Origin of the sequence: Coleofasciculus sp. FACHB-1120 (assembly GCF_014698845.1) — a bacterium.
Taxonomy (GTDB): domain Bacteria; phylum Cyanobacteriota; class Cyanobacteriia; order Cyanobacteriales; family FACHB-T130; genus FACHB-T130.
The window spans coordinates 56,162-83,053 of record NZ_JACJTV010000026.1 but is presented as its reverse complement, the minus strand read 5'-3'; the positions used below and the strand labels follow the sequence as shown (position 1 = coordinate 83,053).

Annotated in this window: 24 protein-coding genes and 1 rRNA gene; 13 read left to right on the top strand and 12 right to left on the bottom strand. The window is 46.0% G+C overall.

The window, feature by feature from the left end:
* Positions 1–102 (top strand): 5S ribosomal RNA (gene rrf / locus H6H02_RS20140); the annotation flags it as partial.
* A gap of 216 nt (positions 103–318) precedes the next feature.
* On the top strand, positions 319–2,166 hold the full coding sequence (locus H6H02_RS20135) for a caspase family protein (RefSeq protein ID WP_190821024.1): 1,848 nt from the start codon (positions 319–321) through the stop codon (positions 2,164–2,166).
* Positions 2,167–2,208: 42 nt separating this feature from the next.
* Here H6H02_RS20135 and H6H02_RS20130 read toward each other — a convergent pair whose 3' ends face one another.
* From H6H02_RS20130 to H6H02_RS20120, 3 genes are read right to left on the bottom strand one after another with little or no spacing between them, the layout of a single operon-like run.
* Positions 2,209–3,294: a nucleotidyltransferase domain-containing protein gene (locus H6H02_RS20130; RefSeq protein ID WP_190821022.1), complete on the bottom strand. Its 1,086-nt coding sequence runs from the start codon at positions 3,292–3,294 to the stop codon at positions 2,209–2,211.
* A gap of 3 nt (positions 3,295–3,297) precedes the next feature.
* Complete coding sequence (locus H6H02_RS20125) at positions 3,298–4,446, bottom strand: acyl-CoA dehydrogenase family protein (RefSeq protein ID WP_190821020.1); 1,149 nt, start codon at positions 4,444–4,446, stop codon at positions 3,298–3,300.
* A gap of 24 nt (positions 4,447–4,470) precedes the next feature.
* Positions 4,471–4,791, bottom strand: coding sequence for a nucleoside triphosphate pyrophosphohydrolase (locus H6H02_RS20120; RefSeq protein ID WP_190821018.1), 321 nt, complete (start codon positions 4,789–4,791; stop codon positions 4,471–4,473).
* A 15-nt stretch (positions 4,792–4,806) separates the two neighbouring features.
* Here H6H02_RS20120 and H6H02_RS20115 point away from each other — a divergent pair, with 15 nt between their 5' ends.
* Complete coding sequence (locus H6H02_RS20115) at positions 4,807–5,397, top strand: hypothetical protein (RefSeq protein WP_190821016.1); 591 nt, start codon at positions 4,807–4,809, stop codon at positions 5,395–5,397.
* Between the two features lie 146 nt (positions 5,398–5,543).
* Here H6H02_RS20115 and H6H02_RS20110 read toward each other — a convergent pair whose 3' ends face one another.
* Complete coding sequence (locus H6H02_RS20110) at positions 5,544–7,817, bottom strand: DNA phosphorothioation-associated putative methyltransferase (RefSeq protein WP_199329380.1); 2,274 nt, start codon at positions 7,815–7,817, stop codon at positions 5,544–5,546.
* A 197-nt stretch (positions 7,818–8,014) separates the two neighbouring features.
* Between H6H02_RS20110 and H6H02_RS20105 the strand changes: the two genes are divergently transcribed.
* The gene (locus tag H6H02_RS20105; RefSeq protein WP_190821014.1) at positions 8,015–8,638 is read left to right on the top strand and encodes a 2OG-Fe(II) oxygenase; all 624 of its coding nucleotides are present in this window, start codon (positions 8,015–8,017) and stop codon (positions 8,636–8,638) included.
* Here H6H02_RS20105 and H6H02_RS20100 read toward each other — a convergent pair.
* Positions 8,635–9,516 (bottom strand): alpha/beta hydrolase, encoded by an 882-nt coding sequence (locus tag H6H02_RS20100; RefSeq protein ID WP_190821012.1) that lies wholly within the window; start codon positions 9,514–9,516, stop codon positions 8,635–8,637. The two genes, H6H02_RS20105 and H6H02_RS20100, sit on opposite strands and share 4 nt — an antisense overlap.
* Before the next feature lie 92 nt (positions 9,517–9,608).
* Between H6H02_RS20100 and H6H02_RS20095 the strand changes: the two genes are divergently transcribed.
* Both H6H02_RS20095 and H6H02_RS20090 read left to right on the top strand, forming a co-directional pair.
* Positions 9,609–10,466 (top strand): prohibitin family protein, encoded by an 858-nt coding sequence (locus tag H6H02_RS20095; protein ID WP_190821010.1) that lies wholly within the window; start codon positions 9,609–9,611, stop codon positions 10,464–10,466.
* A 249-nt stretch (positions 10,467–10,715) separates the two neighbouring features.
* The gene (locus tag H6H02_RS20090; RefSeq protein ID WP_190821008.1) at positions 10,716–12,656 is read left to right on the top strand and encodes an ABC-F family ATP-binding cassette domain-containing protein; all 1,941 of its coding nucleotides are present in this window, start codon (positions 10,716–10,718) and stop codon (positions 12,654–12,656) included.
* Between the two features lie 52 nt (positions 12,657–12,708).
* Here the strand turns inward: H6H02_RS20090 and H6H02_RS20085 are convergent, their stop codons facing one another.
* Both H6H02_RS20085 and H6H02_RS20080 read right to left on the bottom strand, forming a co-directional pair.
* Positions 12,709–13,833 carry a THUMP domain-containing protein gene (locus tag H6H02_RS20085; protein WP_190821006.1) on the bottom strand — a complete coding sequence of 375 codons (1,125 nt, stop codon included), beginning with the start codon at positions 13,831–13,833 and terminating at the stop codon, positions 12,709–12,711.
* 42 nt (positions 13,834–13,875) lie between these two features.
* Positions 13,876–14,433, bottom strand: coding sequence for a Uma2 family endonuclease (locus H6H02_RS20080; RefSeq protein ID WP_190821004.1), 558 nt, complete (start codon positions 14,431–14,433; stop codon positions 13,876–13,878).
* A gap of 222 nt (positions 14,434–14,655) precedes the next feature.
* Between H6H02_RS20080 and H6H02_RS20075 the strand changes: the two genes are divergently transcribed.
* Positions 14,656–14,937: a hypothetical protein gene (locus H6H02_RS20075; RefSeq protein WP_190411499.1), complete on the top strand. Its 282-nt coding sequence runs from the start codon at positions 14,656–14,658 to the stop codon at positions 14,935–14,937.
* A gap of 106 nt (positions 14,938–15,043) precedes the next feature.
* Here H6H02_RS20075 and H6H02_RS20070 read toward each other — a convergent pair whose 3' ends face one another.
* Positions 15,044–18,190: an MFS transporter gene (locus H6H02_RS20070; RefSeq protein ID WP_190821002.1), complete on the bottom strand. Its 3,147-nt coding sequence runs from the start codon at positions 18,188–18,190 to the stop codon at positions 15,044–15,046.
* A 268-nt stretch (positions 18,191–18,458) separates the two neighbouring features.
* On the opposite strand from H6H02_RS20070, the gene H6H02_RS20065 reads away from it, so the two are divergent.
* Complete coding sequence (locus H6H02_RS20065) at positions 18,459–19,085, top strand: TenA family transcriptional regulator (protein WP_190821000.1); 627 nt, start codon at positions 18,459–18,461, stop codon at positions 19,083–19,085.
* A 30-nt stretch (positions 19,086–19,115) separates the two neighbouring features.
* Here H6H02_RS20065 and H6H02_RS20060 read toward each other — a convergent pair whose 3' ends face one another.
* Entirely contained in the window at positions 19,116–19,568 is a 453-nt protein-coding gene (locus H6H02_RS20060) for a hypothetical protein (protein WP_190820997.1), read from the bottom strand.
* Between the two features lie 126 nt (positions 19,569–19,694).
* Between H6H02_RS20060 and H6H02_RS20055 the strand changes: the two genes are divergently transcribed.
* On the top strand, positions 19,695–20,654 hold the full coding sequence (locus tag H6H02_RS20055) for a site-specific DNA-methyltransferase (protein ID WP_190821040.1): 960 nt from the start codon (positions 19,695–19,697) through the stop codon (positions 20,652–20,654).
* A 43-nt stretch (positions 20,655–20,697) separates the two neighbouring features.
* Here the strand turns inward: H6H02_RS20055 and H6H02_RS20050 are convergent, their stop codons facing one another.
* Positions 20,698–21,009, bottom strand: a complete 312-nt coding sequence (locus H6H02_RS20050) for a Uma2 family endonuclease (RefSeq protein WP_190820995.1) — start codon at positions 21,007–21,009, stop codon at positions 20,698–20,700.
* Positions 21,010–21,200: 191 nt separating this feature from the next.
* Between H6H02_RS20050 and H6H02_RS20045 the strand changes: the two genes are divergently transcribed.
* Positions 21,201–21,620 carry a peptidylprolyl isomerase gene (locus H6H02_RS20045; RefSeq protein ID WP_190411505.1) on the top strand — a complete coding sequence of 140 codons (420 nt, stop codon included), beginning with the start codon at positions 21,201–21,203 and terminating at the stop codon, positions 21,618–21,620.
* Positions 21,621–21,672: 52 nt separating this feature from the next.
* Here H6H02_RS20045 and H6H02_RS20040 read toward each other — a convergent pair whose 3' ends face one another.
* Entirely contained in the window at positions 21,673–22,071 is a 399-nt protein-coding gene (locus H6H02_RS20040; protein WP_190411506.1) for a DUF4112 domain-containing protein, read from the bottom strand.
* 154 nt (positions 22,072–22,225) lie between these two features.
* Between H6H02_RS20040 and H6H02_RS20035 the strand changes: the two genes are divergently transcribed.
* Complete coding sequence (locus tag H6H02_RS20035; RefSeq protein ID WP_190820993.1) at positions 22,226–22,729, top strand: pentapeptide repeat-containing protein; 504 nt, start codon at positions 22,226–22,228, stop codon at positions 22,727–22,729.
* 156 nt (positions 22,730–22,885) lie between these two features.
* Here the strand turns inward: H6H02_RS20035 and H6H02_RS20030 are convergent, their stop codons facing one another.
* Positions 22,886–24,700: an ABC transporter ATP-binding protein gene (locus H6H02_RS20030; protein ID WP_199329378.1), complete on the bottom strand. Its 1,815-nt coding sequence runs from the start codon at positions 24,698–24,700 to the stop codon at positions 22,886–22,888.
* A gap of 230 nt (positions 24,701–24,930) precedes the next feature.
* Here H6H02_RS20030 and H6H02_RS20025 point away from each other — a divergent pair, with 230 nt between their 5' ends.
* Positions 24,931–25,110 (top strand): hypothetical protein, encoded by a 180-nt coding sequence (locus H6H02_RS20025; protein ID WP_190820991.1) that lies wholly within the window; start codon positions 24,931–24,933, stop codon positions 25,108–25,110.
* Positions 25,111–25,543: 433 nt separating this feature from the next.
* Positions 25,544–26,878, top strand: coding sequence for a hypothetical protein (locus H6H02_RS20020; RefSeq protein WP_190820988.1), 1,335 nt, complete (start codon positions 25,544–25,546; stop codon positions 26,876–26,878).
* The last annotated feature ends 14 nt before the right edge of the window (positions 26,879–26,892 follow it).

The window sequence follows — 26,892 nt, the reverse complement described above, 5'->3', positions numbered from 1 at the left end:
TTGTGGAACCACACCGACTCCATCCCGAACTCGGAGGTGAAACGCAACTGCGGCGAAGATACTCGGCGGGTGACTGCCTGGGAAAATAGCTCAGTGCCAGGTTAATTTCCAGATAGAGTAAATAATAAAGGGTCGCTCTTTATCTTTAAGAGCGACCCTTTATTATAGGATTGAGCTAATGCACGCTGTTTTTATTTTGTTTCCCCTGTGCGAATGCAAAATGAAGCCGTTTCGTGTAGTTTGCGTATTAGTAAATGCTATTTTGGGGATACCCTCTCTAGGGGATACCCTCTCTAATAGATATCTGGGGCATGGGTCATGGCAAATCACTGGGCGATCGCAATTGGCATCAATCAATATCAGTTTTTCCAGCCTCTTAGCTATGCCCAAGCGGATGCACAGACGCTGTGGCAATTTCTGGTTGACGAAGCTGGATGGTCAGCAGACGAGTGTCTGCTGTTAACGGACACCTCACCGCCGATTAGTGATCAGTCAACCTACCCTACAAAGGAAAACCTGCTAGATTGGTTTGATGAGTGGTGCCATGCGCCAGTAAACGTTGATGATTCGCTCTGGTTCTTTTTCAGTGGGTATGGAGTGACTCTCGACGGGGAGGATTACCTGATGCCCAGTCAAGGAAACCCAGATGAAATAGCGGAAACTGGTATATCAGTAAGATCGCTCTTTACCACTCTCAAAGAGTCGGCGGCTAAAAATATTTTGGTGCTGCTAGATATAAACCGCAGTCAGGGCGGTCAAGCAGGTGCAAAGGTAGGGGCGCAAACTTTGGAATTAGCCCAAACAATGGGTATTGCCACACTACTGTCCTGCCAAGTTGACCAGTTTTCTTACGAAGCGTCTTCAGTGGGTCATGGATTATTTACAGCAGTACTGCTAGAAGGACTGCGATATAACCAAGGCAAGACTTTGGAGAGTCTGGAGCGTTATCTGCGATCGCACTTGCCGGAGTTGAGCGAACACCACTGGCGACCCGTTCAGATACCTGTGAGTGCAATACCCCCTTCGGCAAGTAACTCCAAGCTCCCAACCCTCCTCCCGAACGGAGTGATGAACTGGAATGTGACATTAGCTTCAGATACGCCTCCAATCGCTTCCAGCTCAGGTACGCACAACGTCGGAAGCATGGATCGTCAAGAGGTTACTCCGGATATAGTGGCGCATAATAGCGCATCTGGTGGAGCCGCCTTGACCCAGAAGCAGACTTCTAAAGCATCCCAGACAAACTATAGCTCCGGCATCCGTTCAGGGATCGGTCAAGGTGCTATCGTCCCCCAGACAAGTGGGAAATCGACAAAGGTAGTCGATGACACACCCTGGTGGCTGAATATGCTTTTGTGGTGCGGTGGTATCGCACTGGTAGTGGCATTGATAGGGGGGGTATTTCTCCGGAACCGAGCCGCATTTATCGGTCAACAGGCAATAAACACCTCAACAGATGCCACTCCTGGCAGCACCACACCGACGGCTGTATCCTTACAGTCAGCTTCTTCAGCTTCTGAATCCCAGAATGGGCTGGGGGGCACAGAGGTCCAAGCAGGAGCGAATCAAGCGGTGTTGGATAAAGCAAGAACTTTGATCGTCCCAAATCAAGCTTCTCAGTTTAGTCAGGCGATCGCACAAGCCCAGAACATAAAACCTGGTGAACCCCTCTACGAACAGGCACAGCAAGACATTGCACGCTGGAGCGGTGTGATTCTGGATTTAGCCAACGGACGGGCAAAACAAGGGCAGTTTGATAAGGCGATCGCAGCGGCACGACTGGTTCCAGTGGAAAATCAGTCTATTTATAAAGAAGCTCAAGGAGCGATCGCCAGCTGGCGTGAAAAAGCACAGCAGCAGCGAACCAACAAAATCCTTCTCCAATCTGCTCAAGGATTAATTCAACCCGGGCAAGCTTCTTCTTACACTCGCGCGATCGCCGCTGTTCGCAAAGTCCCCCCCGATCAACCTGGATATACCGAGGCACAACAGTTAATTGCCCAGTGGAGCAATACGATTTATCAGACAGCGCAGACTCGCGCCTCTGATGGAAGACTGAAAGATGCCATTCAGACGGCGGCTTTAGTCCCGAAAGACACACCCACCTATATGACTGCCCAGAAAACAATTGACCAGTGGCAAAAAAAGGTACAAGGTACAAAGTAAAAGCAAAATTTGCAAAAGACAAAACGTTGTCCGCGATTAGCCTTACCACCCTTGCATTGCCACTAAATCAATACAAAGCTGATTAATTGCTTCTCTATTTACACTTCTAGGCAGAGTAGATTTAGCGTAGGCTTCATCGAGTCCTGTGTACAAATTGTTAGCGATCGCCATGACTTCTTCATAGCGATACTCGCCGTTTTTAATGGCTAGCAATTCCCGTGCATCTCCGGTCTCCCGGCGATCGACTACTAAGGTTTGTGTCTCTAAAATTTCGATACCTGTTCTTAATAACCGGATAGCCTGCATCGCAAATTTAGAGTCATACCCCACTTTAGCTTCCATCACTGCCCGTGCTGGATTGCGATTTCTCTTCCATTGTTGGTAGTTATCGTATTCTCGGCGGACATTTTGATACTGCTGACTTTTTTGTAGTAGTTGAATAAATTCTTCCGAGCTGTTGGTAAGTTTACGGGTGTACTCTAGCGGTTCTTCTGGTAAAGCATATTGCTTCAATACTCCCTTAAAATCAATTTCGGCAGTTAGTAAAGTATAAAGTTCTTGCGCTTTCTCCAAAAACTGAATCCGGTCTCTAATTAACAAGTAGAGATATTCTAAAAACGCATGAATCTCTCCCACCATCAGCGGTTGGGCAGGCTCTAACCCAAAGTCTTCTGGCTCAGGTTTTCTGGTTGGTGGTTCAAGTAACCAGCGGCGGTGAGACTCTAATTTTTTTATTTGGGCATAACCGTATCCCGCATAAGTATGTTTCACCTTTTTTGACAGAAACATCTGTTTATGACGTCTCAAGGTACTGCCGACTTCAGTTAAAAGAACATAATCTTTGAACCAGAGAAGCTCTAAAATATTTGGATTGTTGTCGGCAGACAGTTCTAAAAATTTTTTCAGCTCATAAATAGAAGTATCTTTAGTCAAATAAGAGAATTTTCCTGGCTCTTCTGTCCAACCTCTATCCTTTTGTTCAATTTGAGAAAATCCTAGGTAATAAGGCTTGGTTGCCACAAAAATGCCGCGATAGTCATAGTCTGAGGTTTCAGTCGCTAAACCGTAGCCCCTGGAACCGGTCAAAGCAATCAGAATCGTTCTATCTTCAACTTCTTGGCGATTCATAGATTAATCGGATGAGGAATAAGTTTCAAGTTGCTGTTTCTCGTTCCCAGGGTGAGCCTCCTCAGAGTTGAGATAAAGTGCGGATTCTGAACGCACCAACCTGTTGAGCGTCGCCTCCATTACAGCCGTAGTTTGACCGGAAACAGTAAACACCAGTGCCTCGCGGTAAACTCGCTGTGCTGCGTGGTGGCTGTAGTTGGCGGCACCACTGGAAACCGTAACGGCAGCATGGGCACACCGCACAGCTAAATCAATTGCCCATGCTCGGATTTGCAGACGATCTGCAAAGGGCTTAGGGGGATGTCTGATGGCAGTGCTACAGGCGGTGAGTTCCTGGTCGAGTGACTTAAAAGCTATGGAAATAAAGGCGTTTGGCTTGGTTTGAGCGGCAGCTTCTAGAATATCAAGTCCAGCTCTAGCGCATCCCAAAGCAAAAAAGCCTTGATGAAGGATATTCTTCAAGTCGTTTTCGCGAATCCAACCCGCAGGCTTGACAGATACGACACGCTCTTGCGGCAAAAACCAACTGGTAAGATTTGCAGTGACCGTATTGGTTGAGGTCATTGCTGCCAGTTGCATTGGCTGGGTAAATGTAATTGCACCCCCCATCTCCTGATAACTCGTAGCAAAGGGCACGATGCCAAAGACTGCGCTCCCATCGGGGAGTGTGGCGGCGACAATAAACTCTTGAAACAAGCCCCAGCCCGTTACCCAAGGCACTTGTCCCTCTAGATGATATCCCCCTTCAACCGGAAAGGCTTTCACTGTTGGGTCGCCCTGCCGCCGCAATTGAGAGAAGCCGACGCCGACTAAAATCTCCCCGTTGCTCATATGGGGAAGATACTGGCATTTGAGAGAAGAATTTTTGCTGGTAGCAAGCATCCCGCCAGCACTTTGATGTTGAGCCTGCAAGAATGCCAAAGCGCCGGAGTATCTTGCGATTAGCTCTTGGAAAATCCGAAAAGTCTGTTCGCTGACTTCGGAACCACCCCGCTCTTGGGGAACTCGCAACGCTAGTAACGAACGTTCGCCAAGTCCTTTGAGTGCCTCTCGTAGTGCTTCTGAGCTGCTATCTATCTGTGTGGCTAATGGTGCAACCGATTTTCTTAGATAAGACTCGGCGATGTCTAGCAGGTGTAGCGGATTATCCATACCTCTACCGTATCGACTTCGCGGCTACTGAGTCCACAATAATCGAAAGCGCTGGTCAAAGCCACCTCGCTCTAAACGTCGTTTTTCTTGTTCTACCAGAATGGAGGAACGCTCTATTTGACAAGCTGCACACAAGGCATCGATGACTTCGTATAGGTCAGCGAGTTCTTTCACTAAGTCTTGAGCAGTAGCTTCAGCGGCTTCTTGCGCTTCTTCGATGAGTTTATCTCGCAATGCTTGGTGATACGCTGCCTCTGACATTACCTCTACTTCGCACTCTCGCCCTGCTTGACGAATGATTTCGGGAATGCGATCGCGTACTAGCTTATTGTAATCTTGATGCACGATAGTTCCTCAACTATGAAAGAAGTTTCTCTGGGAAAATACCTTACTTTAGAGGATTTTTGCACCTGCACCCAGACTTATCAAAAGTACGTATCCAAAATTTATCCATTTCCTCAAAATCCTGAAGAAACGCTACCTGCACTACAAAAGCTAAATCAATTTATTTTAGATCCAATTATTGATTTCTTTGGCGCTAATAATTTTTGCCTAACTTATGGTTTTTGTTCTAAGGACTTAAAAAGACACCTAGATAAAAAAGATCCAGAGACAGGTCATAAAAATGGTCGAGTTGCACCGGAACTAGACCAGCACATGGCGCATGAAGTGAATAAAAATGGTAAATATTACTGCCAACGGCGAGGTGCTGCCTGCGATTTTATTATTTTAGGTTTATCTAGCACTCAGCTTGTTGATTGGATATTAAATCAAGAATTACCCTTTGATTCTCTTTATTTTTACGGAATCGATAAACCGATTCATGTTAGTTATGGCGCTCAACACAAGAGAGATATCAGAACATTTACAGCGTCAAGACAACCGACACAGAAAGGAATTGAACATTGGGTTAAGTTGGCAAAGCAATTGCGGAAACAGTCTATCGAGTAAAGTCGCATCTGTTGCGAAAAAATAAATAGTGTTTGGTCTTAAAAGAATTGTTTCTTAATGACTTGCCGCATTCAATGCTTAGCAACTTAATTAGGTAGTTTTATTCTAATCATATATTGTTTTTATTTTTTATAAATTTGCCTTTTTTAGTTTTTCATTTCTTCACAAACTATTGTTATTTTTTGCCCTTGAATCGGACCAGTATCTGTACGCCGACGAAGACAATAATTTTGGATTTCTAAAGAGTGGCTTTCTAAACATTGTTGCCAATCCTGAAGATTTCTGATGGCACGGGTATCTTTTAAGAGTCCCCGTTTTTCCTCTTGTTGGGTGAGTTTTGCAAACTTTTTATAGCCAGGATAATCTGGTTGGACAACCGTTTCTTTTCGATGCAAGATTGGTGGATTAACATCATCTTCGTAATCTCGATAGCTGACGCTCAAATCTCTCAGATCGATTTGCATACTGGTGTGCAGAACCGGATGAGGGTCAGTGTCAAAATTGGGGTAGAACAAATATGAAATTTTTGGTTTATAGGTGTGGAATTTAATTAGTGTAGCTTCATCCATGCGTCCAATTGTACGACTAGCGCAGCCTTCGTAGAGGCGCAGCAACGGTTCGAGTTCGGAAAAAGCTGAAACATGAACCATGAAGGAACTAGGATAGAGAGGTGCGTATTTAAAACCACTGGTACAGCCAACCAAGCTTTGTTGACAGCAGTGGGCAATTACACCGGGATCGCCTAGACTAAATAGCATTTCCTCAGCTAATTCCCAGGCTTCGTCGTAGTTACCGAATAAACATTTGATATCGTTACGGACTTCTGGTGATATTTGTTTGAGCTTCAGATGATTGAACTTGCCTAGTGCGAGATAAACTAAAAGGTCTAAGCGGCGTTTTTGAGCGATCGCATCCCACTCTTTTTGGTCGGTTGCTTGTAAAATGACCTGGAAGGCACGGCGAAACCCGCCAAATTCAGCCCTCAAATTTTCTAATTCTGGTTTTTCATTTTTGACAGGCAGACGACCGCGTTCGGTGACAAAAGCCATCAGCGGTGCCAGCATTTCCTGATAATCTTCAAATCGCTTGATATTGGCACGCACTCTGGGAGTTGTGGCGCGGGAACGAAAGCGAGAGGCGCGGTAAGCTTCGGCAAGGCTTTCATCTCGGAAAACAAAGTAAATGCCAAGTGCAACTGGCACCGCATTAACATTAAGAACCTGGTCAATATAAATTTTCAGTTCTTCCTGTTCGTAGTATTTCTGAAAAGTATTGCGGCGAGTAATTACCCCATCGCCGTAGGCAACTTGACCCGCGCCTCGGTCATCAATTAAAACCAGTGCAGCAACAATCAGGACTTTTCCTGTTAACTCCCAGGCGTTTAATAATGCTTCTCGACGCTCATCTGTACGTTCAATGACATTGATGATATAACCGAGATTAACAATATCAGCGGTGGTACGGGGGGTATCTGGAGAGTAATAAGGGTCCCATCCAGCGCTGGTGTAGCCCTTTTCCGCTATGTGCTGAATATCGCTTCCGTAGCCGCAACCATAGTCAAAGAAAGTGCTATCTTCACTAAATAAGCCAGCTTCTAAAGCCAGACGCACGGGGCGAGAAAGATTTTTGCGAGCAATTGCAGCTTTGTGACGCTCTATTTTAGGCAGTGTCGAATGTAGAGACGTTGGATGTAAGTTATCTCCAGTCTTCTGCCGAATAACTTGATGACCCTGAATTTCTACCCCATAATCTTGTAAGCATTCTAACCAACCCCGAAGCGTTCCAATGCCACGGGTTTTGTCTAAAAGCCGCAATTTTTCTTCCTGGCGAGTGAGGTTGGCAAATTTTTCGTAGTGGGGATAATCGGGAGTGACAAAGGTTTCCTTGCGGTGGAGAACCGGGGGATTGTCGCTGGTACTGTAGTCTCGATAAGTTGAACTCCCGTCGCGAACATCAATCTGGATGCTAGCTTGTAAGGCGGGATGCGGGTCGGGATCAAAGTCAGGATAGAACAAGTAAGAGATTTTAGGCTGCTCAATATTGAATTTAATTAGGGTAGCGCCATCAATACGTCCTACCGTTCGTCTGGCATAGCCCTCGTATAGCCTCAGCAAAGGGTCGAGGTGAGAAAGTGCTGATACATGAACGTAGAGGGCACCCGGCAGCAATTTACCGATGGGGCTTTGTTGGCAGCAGTTGACAATGACACTCAGGTCGTTCGCGCCTTCTGAAATCGGCTTGTCTTTGTCAAACCAGCCATGAAAATTATTTTGAACTTCGGCGGCTAAGTTTTCCAGGTGGGAACAATCATTGCTAACAGCAAGGTAGAGAAGAATGTCTTGACGGTGATGTGTTTTAGCACAGCGGTTCAGAAACAGCTTGGCATCCCACTCTTCTACTTTGTATGTGTTCAGCATCATGGTCGCACCATTTCCCTGAAACAATGATGGATACAAAGTAGGGTAAACCTATTAATTCCTAAATTGCTGATTTATCCATTTCTGTAAAAATAATTTACTTAATTTTGAAAGAGCCGGGATGGCGTGGTGAAATCTACCCAATAAGGTGCAACAAGCGATACAACTAACAGAAGGACATTTCATTTTCTGAGAGTTTCTTGAGCTACTACCGCCTACAGCACCAAGTTTTTGAGCCTGACTACCTGAGCGAATTGCAGGGGCAGATTCTCGCTTGTCCGTATTTTGCGGTTAATAACTTGAACCGCGATTTTATCGGCACGAAGGGATTTTCAGTTGTATTTCAGCGTTCGGGCTTGAGCGAAGTTGAACGAAGTTTTCCCTTTTTCAAACCTTATCTCAACGTGGCTTTGCACTCCGCGTGTAATGCGTTCTATCTCAATCCTCTGATGCTGAAGGAGGGTTCGCGCGTCGATCCTCACATTGACCGCAGTTTGCGCTCTTACTGCAAGAGTATCGAACCGCCAGCAAGGGTGAGTGTCCTCTATGTTCAAGTGCCACGGGACTTGATGGGAGGAGAGTTAATGTTACGCTGCCAGAAGCGTAATGTAGGACAAATCCGCCCTCAAGCCAACACGCTGCTAGATTTTCAGGGCGATTTAACTCATTCAGTGAATCAAGTGACCAGTTCAGGGGTTCGCCTCAGTTTGGTTTGTGAGCAGTACAGCTTGTGTGAAGCGGAACTCCAGGATATTCCAGAGTTTACGATTGAATCGAGGGCAATTAAGTCAAAGGGCAAGAAGAAGGAAAAGCTAAAAATTTAGCAAAATTCTAGAATATGCTGGGCAGTAATCCGGGACTGTTCCAAGTGGGGAACGTGACCGCAATTCTCGATCCAGATGAGTTGAGAAAGTGCGATCGCTCTTTTAAATTTCTCTGCGTCAGCCGTCCCTAAAATCCTGTCAAACTCTCCCCACAGAATCAGCGTCGGCTTGTCGATTTGGGCAATTTTATCGCTCAAAAAGTTGTATCCTCCGCTTTTGGTAAATGCAATCAGGGCATCATGCCAATTGGGGAGATCCAGGTGCAACGCCGCACAGAGCAAGGCATCGAGAGAGGCAAAGCTTTGATCGTGATAAGCACTGCGTGAAATGCGATCGCGCACTTTCTGATTTCGCAAAAATGAAGTCGCCAGGTAACTGATGGGAGGAAACAACAACCTGCCGATGTTGGGGGGACTCGCGAAACCAGCGCTATCAATCAACACCAACTTTTGCACCGCTTCGGGGTAGGTGAGGGTAAAATCAATTGCCGCTGCACCCCCCATTGAAGTTCCCACGAGAACGATTGGCTGGTTAATCAGCGTTTTCCAGAAGTAGTAGAGATGGGTTTTAATGGCTGTTGGGCTAAACGGGAGCCCAGCCGGTCGTTCGGTAAAGCCGAAACCCAGCAAATCGACAACCCAGGCTTCATTTTGGGCTGCCAGCAGTGGCAGGAGGCGACGAAACTCGAAGATAGAGCTATCGAAGCCATGCAGTAACAGGATGGGCGTTCCACCGCTACCCTGATGAACGTAGGTAGTCGCGATCGCCTGTGGCGACAGAGGAGTTGCGATCGCAGTCTGCTCGATACTCTCTGCTAGGGCTATCGAGGTGGATTCTGTCAGCGCTTGAGCTGCGGATGGTAGAAAACGGGTAAACATGAGTTTTAGTTTACCGTGGAGAAGGGTGATACAGAAGTAGAGGTGGCAGACCATAACCCCTGAGTCACACCAAAACAAAAGGAGATCGGCTCTTGAAAAATCAGTACGCGCAGAATTTACAATTATCAATTCTAGGGATTATCACTGCCTTAGTCCTCTTCATTAGTCTCAATTCTTTTGTAATTATTAACCCAGGTCAGGCAGGAGTCATCAGCATCTTAGGGAAAGCGAGAGATGGAGCCGTGCTAGAGGGCATCCACCTCAAACCACCACTGATATCAGTCGTAGACATCTATGATTTGACCGTGCAAAAATTTGAAGTTCCGGCGCAGAGTTCCACCAAGGATCTACAGGATTTAACTGCTAGATTTGCCATCAACTTTCGTCTCGACCCTACCCAAGTCGTTGAAGTGAGAAGGAAACAAGGAACCTTAGAGAATATCGTGTCAAAAATTATTGCACCGCAGACTCAGGAATCCTTTAAAGTAGCAGCGGCTAGAAGAACCGTTGAAGAAGCAATTACTAAAAGAGAGGAACTGAAACAAGACTTTGATACTGCCTTGGGTCAACGGTTAGATAAGTACGGAATTATCGTGCTAGATACTAGTGTAGTTGACCTAACTTTCTCGCCAGAGTTTGCGAGAGCAGTTGAGGAAAAACAAATCGCCGAACAGCGGGCACAACGAGCAGTCTATGTGGCGCAAGAAGCTGAACAAGAAGCCCAAGCAGACATCAATCGCGCTAAAGGTAGAGCTGAGGCTCAACGACTTTTAGCTGAAACTCTGAAGCAACAAGGGGGTGGACTAGTTCTTCAGAAAGAAGCGATCGAAGCATGGAGACAAGGAGGTTCCCAAATGCCAAAAGTTCTCGTCACGGGTGGTGACTCTAATAGCAGTATCCCATTCCTCTTCAACCTGGGTAATCTTCAGGAGGCAACTGCCCCTCAATAGTTTTATTAGGGGGTGGATTCGCCTTTTCGGAATAAACAAGGGCGAAGCATAAGCGAATAAAATTAAAGGTTGCCAGCTAACACATCGTTAAGCTCATGCTTCGCCCCTACATAGATGATTTTGTAGGGGCGAAGGATTTGGGGGATAAACATAAACATACGACAAGAAATCACACTCCCGAATGCTTCCCCCTCAACCTACGCAACTCACAGGCAACACCTACTCCCTCCAAACAAAGTTGAGAATAAAATGAGCATATTTACACTGCAATCAGTTAAAAAAGACTTTGGCATCAAAGAAATTTTAAAAGATGCTAGCTTTAGCCTTGATGCCACCGATAAAGTCGGTCTAATCGGTACGAATGGCTCCGGAAAATCAACGCTGTTGAAGATGATAGCCGGTCTAGAACCGATTGACGGCGGTCAACTTTTAGTCAATTCTGGCGTGCGGATTGTTTACTTACCCCAGCAACCCGACTTAGATGAAAATCTCACAGTTCTAGAGCAAGTCTTTGCTGATAGCGGAGAGCAAATGTCTCTCGTCCGCGAATATGAGGAACTGTCAGACAAACTGGCTCACAATCGAGAAGATAGCCAGCTCATGTCCCGCTTTTCTACCGTCATGCAGCAGATGGATGCCACGGGTGCTTGGGAACTGGAGACAAATGCCAAAATCATCCTCACCAAGCTGGGAATTGAAGACTTTAACGCTAAAATTGCGAGTCTATCCGGCGGCTATCGCAAGCGAATTGCTTTGGCAACCGCTTTACTTTCAGAACCCGAAGTGTTGTTGATGGATGAACCAACCAACCATCTAGATGCTCTATCTGTTGAGTGGTTACAAAGTTATTTGAACCGCTATCGAGGAGCAATTCTGCTCATCACTCACGACCGCTATTTTCTCGATCGCGTCACCAACCGAATTCTTGAAATCGACCGAGGCGACCTCTACACCTACGCAGGTAACTATTCCTACTATCTAGAGAAAAAAGCACTCGCTGAAGAGTCTGCTGTCAGCAGCCAACGCAAACATCAGGGAGTCCTTCGCCGAGAGTTGGAATGGTTGAAGCGAGGACCAAAAGCCCGGAGTACCAAGCAGAAGGCTCGGATCGATCGCGTCCACGAGATGCAAGCAACTGAGTTTAAACAAACTCAGGGCAAAGTCGATATTTCCACTCTGAGTCGTCGGATTGGCAAAAAAGTTATTGATTTAACTAATATTTCTAAAGCCTACGATGGGCGCACCTTAATCAAAGATTTCACCTATGCATTTAGTCCCGAAGATCGTATCGGCATCATCGGGGGGAATGGTGCAGGCAAATCGACTTTGATGGATATTATCACCGGGCGCGTTCAACCGGATTCTGGAAACGTTGACATTGGCTCTACCATTCACATCGGCTATTTTAACCAGCACTCTGAAGAATTACTCGTTGCATTAAATGAAAATTTGCGAGTGATTGACTACATTAAAGAAGTTGGAGAATATCTCAAGATTGCCGATGGAACTCAGATTACGGCTTCCCAAATGTTGGAGCGTTTTCTATTCCCCGGAAATCAACAATATGCCCCGATTCATAAACTTTCGGGTGGGGAAAAACGCCGCCTATTTCTGTTGCGCGTTTTGATGAGTGCGCCCAATGTTCTAATTCTTGATGAACCCACCAATGACTTAGATGTTCAAACCCTGGCGGTGCTAGAAGACTATCTAGAAGATTTCCCCGGCTGTATGATTTGTGTCTCCCACGATCGCTACTTCCTCGACCGCGCTGTAGACAAAATATTTTCCTTTGAAGAGGGTGGCAATCTGCGCCAATATCCAGGCAATTACTCAGTTTACTTGGACTACAAGAAAGCCGAAGAAGAAGCAGCATTGCGCGAAGCTGCCAATGCTAAAGATAGCTCAAATTCAGCGCCGCCCCAAGTACGTCCAGCAGAGCCAAAACCCTCTAGTAACAATAACAACAAACGGCGTAGGCTTTCAACTTGGGAAAAGCGCGAGTTTGAAAAACTTGAAGCCAAGATTGCTCAATTGGAAACCGAAAAAGCTGAGGCAGAGAAAGCACTTTATAATGCAGCTCCTGGCAAAGTCGCCCAAGTTGGGGAACTCTATCAAAAGGTGGAAACTTTAACTCAGGCTATTGATACTGCGACTGAACGCTGGATGGAACTCGCTGAGATTGAGTCTTAACAGAATTGGGGAGAAAGATGAATGCTTTCGACTCTTCCACTGGCTTTAATTTCTAATACAATTCGTACTTGAGCAAAGTACACGCTAAAGAACCGTTATAAACAGGAATGCGGCGAGATGTTTTGAGTCCCACTCTTTTCGATAACTCTTTGTTTCCGGTCAAAACAAAGGCAGTCCAACCTTTGAAGCGTTGTTTGAAAACATCACCAAGCATTTTGTAGAGTTCGCCCAATTCTCTCTCATCTCCCAGACGTTCTCCGTAGGGAGGATTACAGATGAGAACGCCGCTGTCGGCGGGTGCTTCTAATTGGGATAATTCGGTTTGCGTAAACGTTAGCTTATCTTCAATGCCACACCGTTGGGCATTCGTGTGAGCTTGGCTTAGGATATCAGGGTCTTTGTCGCTCCCCCAAATTGGTGCTTTTAAGTCTGAGATTTCGCTGTTTTCAGCTTCCGCCCATATCTCGTCCCACAGAGCTTCATCAAAGTCCAGCCAGCTGAAAAAGCCAAAATTTTCGCGAAATAATCCGGGGGCAATATTCAAACCTTTTAAAGCTGCCTCTAAGGGGAGAGTTCCAGAGCCGCATAGCGGGTCTAAAAAGGGAAGATTCGCATCCCACTCTGCCATGTCGAGGATAGCCGCCGCCAGCGTCTCCTTAAGCGGAGCCAGTCCCATTGCGGGTCGGTATCCCCGGCGGTGGAGACTTGTACCCGAACTGTCTAAACTTAAAATGCAACGGTCTTGATGGATGTGGACATTAATCCGCACATCTGGACTTTCGGTATCAACGCTAGACCTGTGACCTGATTTGTCACGCTGTTGGTCTACGATGGCGTTTTTAACTTGTAAAGCCGTGAAGTGGGTGTGGTTAAGTTTTTGATTGCCCCCTGTACAGTCCACAGCTAGGGTGTTGTTGGGGCGTAGATACTCATCCCAGGAGATGTTTTGCACCCCTTGGTAGAGCATCTGGGCGTCATAGCAGGCAAATTCATGGATGGGGACTAGCACTCGAAAAATTGTCCTTGCCCAGAGATTCACCCGGTATAGCAATGCTTTATCGCCAACAAAATGTACTCCAGTAAAATCAGGACGAACTTCCTTTGCCCCTAGACGTTCCAGTTCAGCAGCGGCAGTAGGCTCTAGACCACGGGCAACTGTGGCAAAGTAGTGATTCATAATTTAGCGATCGCATCTGTAGCATCTGTAGCAGTGGAACCATTAAATCAGTTCTGCTTGTTCAAAAATCTGTCTGGGCGTTAGTTCCAAACCTAGAAGCAGGGTATCCACAATGGGCGTAGTATCTGTGTAAAGTTGGTTCGACCCATCTGGGAAAAATACCCGGATATTCATCGCTTCAGGATCTACAACCCAGACTCTTAAAATACCAGCGTCAAAGTAGTCTTTCGCTTTATTTTCAAATTCTTTCAGGGTTTGGTCTGGAGAGATAATCTCAATCACCAGTTCAGGAGGCACAGGACAAGCTTCGTTCCGCTTCCAACTGGCGGGTAGGAGTTGGTAAGAAATGTAAGTCAAATCGGGTATAGGTGCCCAGTCTTGACCATGACGTTTCAACAGCACTGCCCATTCTTGAACAACTCGTCCTCGTCCTTTACACCAGGCACCCATGAGAACCCACAAAGCTGACTGTAGTACAGAATGAAAAAGCTTAGGAGACACTTTAGGCACTGCCTGACCATCTACAAACTCATAGGTTACATCTCCTTGAGGTAAAGCTAGAAATTCCTGTAATGTGAGTTGGGTTCCGGTGCCTACCATGACGATGAGCGATGTAAGTGGATGGGCGAATAAATCTATGGTACAAAAGCTCTCCCCTGGAGTTTAAATCTGGAAGTTGCCGGTTGGCTGGAGTAGGAGCAAGCCATGAATGAGATTTTAGAGAGCGATCGCCTTCATTGCTCTGAATCCACAACTTTCCTGAAAAAGCACCTACTTGTGCGAACCTATTAGCAGTTTCATCACTCCGGTACTGGAGGAACAATGACGCCAATCGAGTTTCTAGTATTGTTGGTCATTGCTGCGTTCTGCGGCGGCACTGGGCAAGCGTTAGTGGGTTACTCGGCAGGGGGCTGTCTACTCTCGATAATTGTCGGGATTATTGGTGCATACATTGGATTGTGGGTAGCCAAAGAGTTTAATCTTCCGGTGATATTTGCTCTCAATATTGGAGGGAAATCCTTCCCAATTATCTGGTCAATTATTGGTTCAGCTCTTTTGGCAGCCGCTCTCGGTTTGATCAATCGAACATCCCGGCGGCGATGACTTAGGAAATCTCAAGCTTTTCCAGAGAAAGGATTGAGCTGGATGCAAAATGTAAGAAAAAGCCTCCTGAAAAGGAGGCTTAACTTGCTTGGAAATCGTTAAAGCTTTAGCTAAAGAAAGCGAAACCGGATACAGCGATGACTCCAGCGATCGCTGCGGTGGCGACAGAAGTTAGCGCGGTTCCAAAGAGCCACCAAGCAGCGGTTGCAGCAGATTTTCGGGTTTCCTCTGCTTGCTGCTTCGCTTTGCGCTTGAGGTCTTTGATGCGTCGTTTCGTTTCCTGCTGGAAGCGTTCAGCGCGGTGTATCGTACTCTCGCGCACCCCTTCAATCTGGTCGATGAGTCGGTTAGCATCCGCTTCAGAAATATCCTCGCGGGAACTCAACAGAGCCACCAAAGTGTCCCGATCGAATTGCGAGAGGCGATCGCGCATCGCGTCGAATCCAGCTTGCGGATCGTCAAAGAGTTTGCGGAAATCGCGCTTAATTCCCTCGTAATTGAGTTCTGGACGATCCAGGGAGTTGAGGTAATTGCGAATCTTGCCAAAAACTCCGTCAAGCACCGATTGCACTTTGTGCTGGGCATTCTGCGCTTGTTCGACAAACTGATGGCGAACCGATTCAATTTGATCGACAATCCGGTTGGCTTCCTCCTCTGAGATATCCTCTCGTTGCGATAGGAGTGCAACAAAGGTGGAACGGTCGAAATGAGAGAAGCGATCGCTGATATTCTTCCACCCCGCTTGGGGATCGTTCAGCATTAATTGCAACTCTCGTTTGATGCTTTCCGGGTTGAGTTCTTGTTTGTTCGTGTTCCGCAGGTAATCTTCCAAATCGGTTTGGAAATTCTGAACCGTGTCTCTGGCACGGGTTGCCAAGCGTCGCGGCGCTTTGACAATGCTGCGAATCGCCTCTTGCAGCCGATCGATTGCTCGATTGACTTGCTCTTCGCTCAAGTCTTCTCGTTGACTCAGCAGCTTCACCAAGGTTTCCCGATCGACGTGAGACAGTCTTTCTCTGAGCGCTAAACTGCCCTCTTTCGGGTCATTCAGGAGTTTTGCCAAATCCTGCTGGATGCCTTGCGGATCGAGTTCTTCCAGGTTGGTGTTTCGCAGATACTCAGCAATCTGGTTCGTCACTTGGTCGTAGCGATCCTTTGCTTGACCAGCTAATTGTTGCGGTGCGTGCAGAATACTCTCTCGCACTGATTCGATCTGATGGATTGTTCCATCAATCTGTTCTTCGCTCAGATCGCCGCGTCCCTTAAGCAATTGCACCAGCGTATCGCGGTCAAAATGAGAAAGTCGCGTCCGGAGTGCGGCAACTCCTGCCTGAGGGTCATTGAGAAGCGTTTGCAACTCTCGCTTGATGTCTTCAGGATTCAGTTCTTCTTTGTGAGTATCGCGCAGATAGGATTCTACCCTTTGCCACAGTCCTTCCGCTTCAGATTTGGCGCGGTCTTGCAATTCTTGAGCTTGAGACAAGACGCGATCGCGCGTACTTTCCAACTGACCGATTAGTTGATCGGCTTCCTCTTGACTCAAGTCTTCTCGTTGAGAGAGGAGTTGCACTAAAGTATCGCGGTCGAATTGCGAGAGGCGATCGCTTAAAGCATCAATCCCAGCATCTGGATCTTCTAGAAGTGCTTTGAAATCGCGCTCAATGCCTTCTGGGTTTAGTTCTTCCTTACCCGTCGAGTGCAGATAATGTTCAACGCGATCGCGGAGGTCTTGCGACTGTTCTTGAGATTCCGCACCCTGGACAGTTTCAAAAACTTCCTGCCGAATACTATCCATCTGCTCAGCAATATCCGCAACTTGCTCGGAGGTGAAAGTACCCCGTGCTTCCAGCACCCTTACAAAATAGTCCCGATTCAATTGCTCGATCTGCTGCCGAACTTTTCCAGGAGCTGCATCCGAATCGTAAATAACTTCTCTAAATTCCTGCTTAATCGTTTCTCGGTTCAAGTGCCAAGGTTTGGAATTTAGCAGGTAGTTTTCTACATCTGCCTTAATCGTGCTAAAAGATGGCGCAGGCACCTTATCGGCAACTTTTGTCCCCACCGTTTTAGCTTGTTTAGTTGCTTGCTCTTTCAAATGTTGCAACTGGCTGGAAATTTTTTCCACATCTAAATCGGAGAGATCCGTCCGCTTCATGACTTCTCCCAGTAACGCAGTTACACCCAACTGCATGGAGTGTTCCATCAAGCCATTGCCATGACTGCGCTCTGATTTGCCTTGTCCAACTCCAACAAGTTGAGAAAGCTTGGCAGAAAGCTCATTAGATTTCAACTCCTCTGGAGCGGCTTGTTTCAGAAAGTTGAGTAATTCAACCTGCGGATCTGTTTGTGTTGGCTGTTGTTGACCGAATACCTTCTGCCAAACAACTTCCAATTGATCCGCAATCCGATTAACCTCCTGCTTAGAGAAATCACTGCGGCTACTGACTAAATCCACAAAAGTTTGGCGATTGACATTGCGTAAAACGTCATTCCCCGCAATAGATTTCACATCAACATCGCTCAGTAACTTTTCTAAGTCGCTGCGAACCTTATTGATGTCTAGCTTTGGCAGTTGCAAATCTGTAAAGTAATCCTTAATTGTTTCTCGCAAGCTATCCGGATCGAGAGACGAACTCAATTCCCGGCGAACGGCGGCGGCGGATGCTTCAGCAGTAGAAACAATCTGCCTATTCATCGCACTCCCACCAAGCGCAGTGCTGGCTGTCGCCATCACCCCTTGCATCCCTGAACCCGCAGTATTCACCACCGAACCAATTAAGGAACCCACTGCCGTAGAACTCACCCAAAGGAGCAGCAAAAAATAAGCTGACCAAATCACGACGCCAGTGATTGCACCTAAAATGACGCTGCTAATCAGAGTCAGTTTCACCGCCAGAAAACAAGCAATGAATATGGCGATATTGACCGTCAATAATGTCCAAATTCCTACCTTAGATTCAATGCTACGAACTTTTTCGCCCCAAGTTTCTGTATCATCATCATCCGAATCTAAGGGATTCTCTGCGGATGAAATTCCAGCAGCAATCGAAAAATTGGTTAACAAAAATTGGAAAGCAAATGCCATTAATACTCCGGCAATCAAGGCAACAAAAAACTGTGGACTTGAAAAAACAAGTGTTGCCTCTTTTATAGGGGTATTCACGGCTTGAATCCCACTCGGAGCCACTGAAACTTTAGCAAAACAAAATTGTGTGCTGGACAAATCCAGCATCATTTTTACACTTTGAAACATGGTATTTACGCCTTCAAAGTCGAAAGACTGCCTCTATGAGAGGTTGCGTTCTGAGTACCCTTTTGTTTATACTTTTGTAACGTTGTATCCTAACGCTCTATACTCAGTGTGAGTAAAAAACTTTAGAGAATAACTCTCTCTAAAGTCTGAAAATCAGCCCAGCCTAAAGTTAAGAAATTCAACAAGAAGGCGATCGCTAAAATCTACTAAAATTAAGTATTAATACTCAGTATTTCAATAAACTGCTAATCCATAATCTAAAATAGAGATGACCTTAAGCTGCCAACAACTTCTTCAAAAACATACTCAAGTTTGGCACCAAGCAACGGTGCATCCTTTCCTAGTGCAATGCAAATTAGGAACCATTCAGCCGCAGCAATTTAACACCTGGCTGGTACAAGATTATCTTTTTGTAGTAGAGTTCACGCGGATGGTGGCACAAATTTTGGCAGTTGCACCACCCGCTCATTTTGATGTCATTCTGGGTGGATTAGTCGCACTGAAAGATGAACTCAACTGGTTCAAAGCAAAAGCCTCTGAACGACAATTGAATCTCAATACCCAAAAACAATCAACTTGCACAGAATACTGTGACTATATGCACAGTCTTTCGATAATGCCACACCCAGTTCGAGCGACTGCATTTTGGGCAATTGAGCTTGCTTATAATCAAGGTTGGCAATTACCAGGAGTCATGCCAGATCCCTATGCTGAGTTTGCCGACCGTTGGGGAAATCCAGGTTTTACGGAATATGTAAAACTTTTGGAACAGCAAGCAGATGAAATGCTACAAACTGCATCAGAAACTGTTCAGCATCAAGCCGAAGAAGCTTTTTTAAAGGTGGCTGAATTAGAGCAGGATTTCTGGCAGATGGCTTTTAATGCGGCATCCTAGATAAAACAGGTAAAAAGAAGCCTATAAAGGCTAATCCATGTAATCGTTTGTAATGTCAAGATCGTCCGGATTATTTGAAGCAACTGGGCGGTTTCCAGCTATATGCATTGTCTCATCAATGTGAAGATTGCTAGAGCCAATTGGACGGTGCCCATCTACGTCAACAGTGCCCTGAACCTGAAAATCATTTGAAGTAATTGGGCGCTTTCCATCGATTTCCACGGTTTCACAAACCTGAATATCGCTTGGATCAATCGGTCGGTGTCCATCTACGTCAAGAGTGTCCTCAAACTGAAGATTACTAGAGGTAATCGGTCGGTGTCCATCTACGTCAAGAGTGTCTTCAATCTGAATATTATCTGGCGCGATTGGACGCTTCCCATCTATGTCAATCGTGTGAGGAACCTGTTTTGGTTCGCTAGGTGAAGGAGAGGCAATATTTTTCTCCTGATTATTTCCCTTTTTTGGATTATCTCTGTTCATATTTTGACCTCTTACTTTACGCCTATGTTATTTCTAACGTACTACAAGCTACAAAGAGCTTGTATTTGCTGAGAATTGATTTAATTATACAATTTGTTTTGAAAGTATTTGTGAAAAATGGCAGCGATGAATCTAAAGGAACCTTTGTATGCTACAAATTACGGTGCTGCCTATGTTGGTGACTCGCTTGAATTGCTAGATTGTCTTGAATCTGACTCAATCGATCTAGTAATGACCTCTCCTCCATTTGCTTTGCTACGCGAAAAGAGTTATGGCAATGTTGAGCAGGAAGCCTATATAGATTGGCTTTTTGCCTTCTGTCAAAAAGTGTATCGCATCCTATCACCGCAGGGAAGTTTTGTCCTCGATCTTGGGGGTGCTTATCAAAGTAAACGTCCAGTGCGATCGCTCTACAATTACCGGATTTTAATTAAACTCTGCGATGAGCTAGATTTTCGCTTAGCTGAGGAGTTTTTTTGGCACAACCCTTCTAAGTTACCTTCGCCGATTGAATGGGTGAATAAACGTAAGATCCGCACGAAGGATTCTGTCAATACTGTCTGGTGGCTATCAAAAACTGACTATCCTAAAGCGAATGTGAGTAACGTTTTAGTTCCTTATTCGGAACGAATGAAAAAGCTACACGAGAATCCTGAAAAATACTATAAACCCAAAGCACGCCCTTCAGGTCACGATATCGGATCGGGTTTTGCGACTAATAACGGCGGTGCTATACCTTCCAACTTGTTGCAAATCCCTAATACTGAAAGCAATTCTCGATACATTCAACTTTGCAAAGCCGTTGGAATTTCTGCACATCCGGCGCGGTTTCCTCAAAAACTGCCGATGTTTTTTATTAACTTTCTCACCGATTCAGGAGATACAGTCCTCGATATTTTTGCTGGCTCGAATACGACTGGCGCAGCGGCTGAGGCTTTGCAACGGCGTTGGATTGCTTTTGAACAAAATCCGTCTTATTTAGCTGCTTCTGCTTTCAGGTTTTTAGCTCCTAACGAAAATACTGAGGCAGCTTCAGCGCTATTTAAAAACCTGCTGGCGATGCCCGAAATAATTAATATTTATTAGTTTAGATTTATAGGTTCTACGCAATAGCGATCGCTACTGGAAATTAAACTAATTCTGATTCTTCAAAAAACCGTTTTGGTGTTATTTCCAATCCAGGAAATAAGGAGTCTATAATTGGTGTGTTATCAGTGTATTCACTTGTGTTATTTCGAGAAAAGACTCTAATACTTAAACTTTCATGCTCGACAATCCAAACTCGTAACACACCCGCATCAAAGTAAGCCTTATCCTTCTCTTCAAATTCTTTTATAGTTTGGTTAGGAGAAATCATCTCAATTGCCAGTTCCGGAGGCACAGGACAGGCTTCGTTCCGCGTCCAACTAGCGGGTAGCCTGTTTATAGCGGACGCTCGCATATAGCGTACCACTTGTGCTATAGGCTTCGATCTTGGTGCGTGCGTCCGAAGCGCGAATCTGTGTCAAAGAGATTACCGTTTTAAAATTAGCTAAAGTAAAGATAGAGTGTTTTTATTCTAAAATGGTTGGTTTGTGGCATATTCCTAGCCACATCAATCAATCATCCGAAGGGATTAGAAAAGGAGAAACTATGACTCGCGCGATTATGGAAACCGACAAAGGCACAATCAATTTGGAGCTGTTTGACAAAGATGCACCGAACACGGTGAAAAATTTTGTTGACTTATCTGAAAAAGGGTTTTACGACGGTCTTAATTTCCACCGAGTCATTCCTAACTTTATGATTCAGGGTGGCTGTCCGCAGGGAACGGGAACAGGTGGTCCAGGTTACAAAATCAACTGTGAAATTAACCCAAATAAGCATCAGGCAGGAAGTTTATCAATGGCTCATGCGGGGCGCAATACAGGTGGGAGTCAATTCTTTATTTGCCACGCTCCTCAACCCCATTTAGACGGACAACACACAGTTTTTGGTAAAACTGAAGACATGAATGTAGTCAATGCGATTCGTCAGGGAGACAAAATTCTTTCTGTCAAGATTGAACGATAGTCTAAATGGCTTTTTAGCCGGAAGGAAGCGCTTCCTTCCGGCTGCGTTACTATCAATTGATGCTCGTTACAGTCTGAAGGGGGGTGACTTCATTCAGTTCGGGTTCAGCCACCTGAAGATGTTGCTCTAAAAGCGCCAAGTTACGGATATTTGACTTGTAGTATGCATCGAATAAGTCTCCTACCAAAGGCACCGAGCCGACTGTGGCTTCTAAGGCGATATTAAATATCATCTTTTGTAGGATTTCACGCGGTAAGCCGAAGCGGGCAGCTAAATAGATGATGTAAGCCGAAAACCCGGTGCTGATGATATCTCCGGCACCTGGTATCAGACCAATAATCGGGTCTAAACCAATACGAAAGCCGATGCCTGGGATTCGGATTGCATTATCCATCAGGCGGCTAAGTCTGCGGATGTGGTTGAGATTTTCGAGCCGTTCAAGAGTGTTCATATTCCTAATTTTGCCACGATAAACCAGTTGAATCTTATACCGTGAGAAGGAAAAATTCTCTTCTGGAATCGTCCCAAAGTTAGTGGAACTATCTGCCTAGAGTAAGAGATGTTTAATCTTAAGATTCCTTTATCTGAAGTCATGCTGGACAGTCATGCTAAACGCCCCAACGCAAGACCTTCATTTTATTTGCAGCCAATTTTTGGCACAAGATCCCCAAAAACGCTTGCAGAACCTCAAAGACTTGGGGATAGCGCGTTATGCTGATTTTTTAACTAAAATGCCGTTAACCGAACCAAATGTAGCTTGCGTCATGAATTTTTTTAGAGATACAAGCCGGGTGAAGTTCCCTAAGCTCAGGGGAGCGGATTTATCTAACTTGAATTTAGATGGAGTTAACTTTATTCGGGGTGATTTATCAGGGGCAAATTTGAGGGGAAGCAGTTTATTGGAAGCTGACCTTTTGTTTGCCAATTTTACTGGAGCAGATTTGAGAAATGCGGATTTGAGGGGTGCAACTCTTAATGAAACAATATGGTCAGGTGCGGTGGTGGAGAATTGCAATTTTGGGAAAGGAATGGGGTTAACGGAACAGCAGCGTAGAAGCCTAAAAATCTTCGGTGCTAGGTTCAATGAGCAAGGCGATGAAAGAGGATGAGAAAGATAGAGTGGTTCTCGGTTGAGTGCAGTACATTTTTGACCTCTCTCCAAACCTCTCTCCTAGGAGGCGAGAGGCTTTGATTTAGCAGCAGTCTACATATTTTCGTGACTAGGGTAAGCTCGTTCACGAGGGTTGAATAGAAGAAAAAAACGGCTAAATTTTTCCATTTTTGATGCCTGTCTGCACTTTCCAAAGGCTGGCATAAATTCCCTGTTCTTCTAATAGTTGTTCGTGTCGTCCTTGCTCTACTAAGAAGCCTTGTTCCATGACATAGATACAATCAGCATTGCGGACGGTGGAGAGGCGATGAGCGATCGCTATCGTGGTGCGATTGACGGTAATTCGTTCGAGCGATCGCTGAATGGCTGCTTCTGTCTCATTGTCTACAGCGGAGGTGGCTTCATCCAAGATGAGAATCGGCGGATCTTTCAAAACCGCACGCGCGATCGCAATCCGCTGTCTTTGCCCACCTGACAACTTTTGCCCCCGCTCACCGACAATCGTGTCGTAACCTTGGGGAAGTTGCAGGATAAAGTCTTGAGCTTCGGCAATTTTAGCCGCTTCTATTACCTCAGCTTCAGTTGCGTCAGGACTGCCGTAGGCGATATTTTCTTTCACCGTGCCGTGAAATAAGAAGACATCCTGACTGACTAAACCAATACAGGAACGCAAATCTCTTAATTTCAAATCGCGTAAATCAATCCCATCCAATGTCATCGTTCCAGACTGAATTTCGTACAACCTCAGCAACAGTTTCACTAAGGTACTCTTGCCCGATCCAGTAGAACCGACAATTGCGATTGTTTTACCGGCGGGAATGTGTAAAGAGAGATTTTGAATGACTGGATTTCGCCCATTGTAGGCAAAACTGACATCTTTTAATTCCATTTCACCCCGCACTGAAGCGACGGGTAAGGAAATGTGTCCTGAATGAATTGCAATCGGTGTATCGAGCAGATTCATTACCCGATTTGTAGAAGCCATTGCCCGTTGATATTGATCGAGCGTTTCTCCTAATCTTGTCAAAGGCCAGAGCAACCGCTGGGTTAGGAATACCAGTACACTGTAAGTACCCACAGACAATCTGCCAGCAGCAGCGTCCATCCCGCCGATTAACAGCGTTGCCGTGAACCCAACTAAAATAATGATGCGAATCAAAGGGACAAAAGCGGACGAAAGTGCGATCGCTCTCCGGTTACTTTGTCGATAAGCCTCACTTTCGACTGCCATCCTGCTCGCTTCATAGTCTTCCGTGACAAAGCTTTTAATCGTTGTCATCCCGCTCAAATTATTCGAGAGGCGACTGTTGAGCAGACTGACTTTTTCCCGAATCTCAGTATAGCGGGGGGCAAGGCGATGCTGAAAGACAATCGAACCCCACAGAACAAACGGCATCGGCAGCATCGCCATCCAAGCCACACTGGGAGCCAGAATAAAGAAGGCACCGCCAATAATTATCACCGTTGTCGCTACTTGAAGGATTTCATTCGCGCCCCGATCCAAAAAGCGTTCCAGCTGATTGATATCGTCATTCAGGATAGACATCAAACCGCCAGTGCTGCGCTCTTCAAAATAAGCCAGTTGCAGCTCTTGGATATGGCTGTAAGCATTGAGGCGCAAATCGTGTTCAATATCCTGGGCTAGATTGCGCCAAAGCAGGGCATAGGCGTACTCAAAGATAGATTCTAGCGTCCAGATGATGAAGCTGAGGACGCTCAAGATGACGAGTTGCCAAAAAATATCTTTGACTCCAAATTGTGCAATTAGCGAGTCTTGTTGCTTCACCACCACATCCACTGCTGCACCGATTAAGGCGGGTGGGGCTAAGTCAAAGATTTTATTGAGAATTGAACAAACACTTGCCTGCCAAATTTGAACGCGATAGTTGCGTCCATAGTCAATCAGACGCTTGAGGGGATGCGCCTTTTGCCTGCTTTGGAATTGATTGCGGGATTTTTTACGAGACAAAATGAGAGTACGCGAGGATAGTTACACCAGATTTTAACCACTGTAACAATTATCCTATTGACATCCCACGACTCTCTTATTGCAGGAGCGATCGCCAGATTGGTGTTTGAAAAGTTGCATATCGCCTATTTCTGCCTGGAGTGCCAACCGGCACTTGCCTTGCAACCATTCTGCATTCCGGACAGGTACAAAACTTTATTTTCAGCCCCAAAAACCAGACATTTTCATTCATGCCGCCTGGATTAGCGTGGCTTAGTGGGGGAAGCTTGCTGATTGCGATCGCTGGCTCGTTTGCATGGGGTGCAATGCACGCCCTCTCTCCCGGTCACGGCAAGACGATTGTGGGAGCGTACTTGGTGGGTTCCCATACTACCCCCAAACACGCCCTATTTTTAGGCTCCTTTAAGTAGTAGTTTTAGGGCTGGAAATTGCTACTTTGTGGATTCGGCTGGCAAATCCTGTAGAGCTTCTTCAGCCAGTAACCCTCAGCAGTAACCGTCAAGAAATTGAATTGTTGAGTAATACCAATTCACAGCTTTGATGCCACATTTACGAGGCCCCAATCCGGTTAAAAAGGGGGCAATAGATGGATATGTGTCAGACATAAACTAACGACATAGGTTTGTGATACGACGTTCTTGCTGAGTCACCTGCCCTGAGCAGAAGTGGGTTGGGGCAAGTCGCACTATCAGTCAGTTGAAAACAACTTTCACAGTGAACTGACCCTAACTGAAATAGGTACTACCTGAGCAAGGCTTTGCAAAGTTTTTTTACAAGCGCTGTTCGTTCTTGGCTATTGACATCAAGCTTTGGATAGAAATATTTGATGAATGGAATTTATAGATGCCAATCGAAACAGTAGCCGGAACTTCTTTAAAGTATTACCTGCTATCCTTTGATGCCACAGGCAAAGAACGCGATGAATCTGGCGGGTTGATGAGCCAAAAAATCTTGGAAGCGCTGGCTAGCGAACCAATCACAGATGTATTCATCATGAGCCACGGGTGGTTGGGTGACGTTCCCGCAGCGCGATCTCAGTACAACGACTGGATTGGCGCAATGGCAGGGCAAACGGCTGATATTGAAAAAATCAAACAGGCGCGACCGGAATTTCGTCCCTTACTCATCGGACTGCACTGGCCCAGCAAGCCTTGGGGTGATGAAGAATTGACAAGTTCTTCGGTGTCCTTTGACGTGAACGACGAAGATCCAGTTGATCGGTTAGTCGATGAGTATGCCGATCGCATTGCCAACACTGAGGAAGCGCGGCAAGCCCTACAAATAATTCTCCGGTCGGCAATGGAAGACAGCGCACCCGATACCTTACCGCCAGAGGTACTGAGCGCCTACCAAGTGTTGAACCAAGAGGCTGGTTTGGGTAGCGAAGGTGAGGGTGGGGCACCGGGTTCGGATTGGGAAGGTTTCGATCCAGAAGCCATCTACGAAGCGAGTAAAGATGAACCAGTAAGTTTCAGCATCGACAGTAGTTCGGTCTTGGATAAGGTTTTAAACCCCCTGAGGTTACTGTCTTATTGGAAAATGAAAGATCGCGCTCGCCAAATCGGTGAAAGCGCCGGGTTCAACTTTTTAAAAGCACTTCAAGAGAAGGCTGCTCCAACTGTGAGGTTCCACCTGATGGGTCACAGCTTTGGATGCGTTGTTGTCTCTGCCATCCTGAACGGTTCGCAAGGAAAGGGCACGTTAGTCCGCCCAGTGGATTCTTTGGTGTTGGTACAAGGAGCTGTATCGCTCTGGTCTTACTGTTCAAAGATTTCATACGAACGCAATCATCCTGGTTACTTTCACTCAATCATCGCTCAAGGTAAAGTCGCTGGTCCGATCGTTACGACCCAATCTGAGTTCGACTATGCAGTCGGCAAGATGTACCCCCTGGCTGGAAAGATTGTCTTTAGTAGTGTGGACTTTGCCCCCGGTCAATTGCCTAAATATGGTGGAATTGGCAGCTTTGGTCTAGGCGGAGATGACCTGGGAGCGGAAAACACGGATATGCTCCCCTGCGATGCCTCTTATGATTTTAAACCGGGCAAAATCTACAACCTAGAAAGCGGCAAGTTTATTTGTAACGTAGAGCTGGGAGGACCAACCAGTGGTGCCCATTGCGACATTGCCAAGCCAGAAGTCGCTCATGCGGTATGGTCGGCAGCTTATCCCATGTAACCGCTAGGGTTAGA

Coding starts and splice junctions, on each gene's coding strand:
- H6H02_RS20040 (WP_190411506.1), bottom strand. CDS start 22,071: ATGAACACTCTTGAACGGCTCGAAAATCTCAACCACATCCGCAGACTT.
- H6H02_RS20130 (WP_190821022.1), bottom strand. CDS start 3,294: ATGAATCGCCAAGAAGTTGAAGATAGAACGATTCTGATTGCTTTGACC.
- H6H02_RS20080 (WP_190821004.1), bottom strand. CDS start 14,433: ATGGTAGGCACCGGAACCCAACTCACATTACAGGAATTTCTAGCTTTA.
- H6H02_RS20125 (WP_190821020.1), bottom strand. CDS start 4,446: ATGGATAATCCGCTACACCTGCTAGACATCGCCGAGTCTTATCTAAGA.
- H6H02_RS20135 (WP_190821024.1), top strand. CDS start 319: ATGGCAAATCACTGGGCGATCGCAATTGGCATCAATCAATATCAGTTT.
- H6H02_RS20065 (WP_190821000.1), top strand. CDS start 18,459: ATGACCTTAAGCTGCCAACAACTTCTTCAAAAACATACTCAAGTTTGG.
- H6H02_RS20090 (WP_190821008.1), top strand. CDS start 10,716: ATGAGCATATTTACACTGCAATCAGTTAAAAAAGACTTTGGCATCAAA.
- H6H02_RS20060 (WP_190820997.1), bottom strand. CDS start 19,568: ATGAACAGAGATAATCCAAAAAAGGGAAATAATCAGGAGAAAAATATT.
- H6H02_RS20035 (WP_190820993.1), top strand. CDS start 22,226: ATGCTAAACGCCCCAACGCAAGACCTTCATTTTATTTGCAGCCAATTT.
- H6H02_RS20020 (WP_190820988.1), top strand. CDS start 25,544: ATGCCAATCGAAACAGTAGCCGGAACTTCTTTAAAGTATTACCTGCTA.
- H6H02_RS20050 (WP_190820995.1), bottom strand. CDS start 21,009: ATGCGAGCGTCCGCTATAAACAGGCTACCCGCTAGTTGGACGCGGAAC.
- H6H02_RS20025 (WP_190820991.1), top strand. CDS start 24,931: ATGCCGCCTGGATTAGCGTGGCTTAGTGGGGGAAGCTTGCTGATTGCG.
- H6H02_RS20085 (WP_190821006.1), bottom strand. CDS start 13,833: ATGAATCACTACTTTGCCACAGTTGCCCGTGGTCTAGAGCCTACTGCC.
- H6H02_RS20110 (WP_199329380.1), bottom strand. CDS start 7,817: ATGATGCTGAACACATACAAAGTAGAAGAGTGGGATGCCAAGCTGTTT.
- H6H02_RS20045 (WP_190411505.1), top strand. CDS start 21,201: ATGACTCGCGCGATTATGGAAACCGACAAAGGCACAATCAATTTGGAG.
- H6H02_RS20100 (WP_190821012.1), bottom strand. CDS start 9,516: ATGTTTACCCGTTTTCTACCATCCGCAGCTCAAGCGCTGACAGAATCC.
- H6H02_RS20075 (WP_190411499.1), top strand. CDS start 14,656: ATGACGCCAATCGAGTTTCTAGTATTGTTGGTCATTGCTGCGTTCTGC.
- H6H02_RS20055 (WP_190821040.1), top strand. CDS start 19,695: ATGAATCTAAAGGAACCTTTGTATGCTACAAATTACGGTGCTGCCTAT.
- H6H02_RS20070 (WP_190821002.1), bottom strand. CDS start 18,190: ATGTTTCAAAGTGTAAAAATGATGCTGGATTTGTCCAGCACACAATTT.
- H6H02_RS20115 (WP_190821016.1), top strand. CDS start 4,807: ATGAAAGAAGTTTCTCTGGGAAAATACCTTACTTTAGAGGATTTTTGC.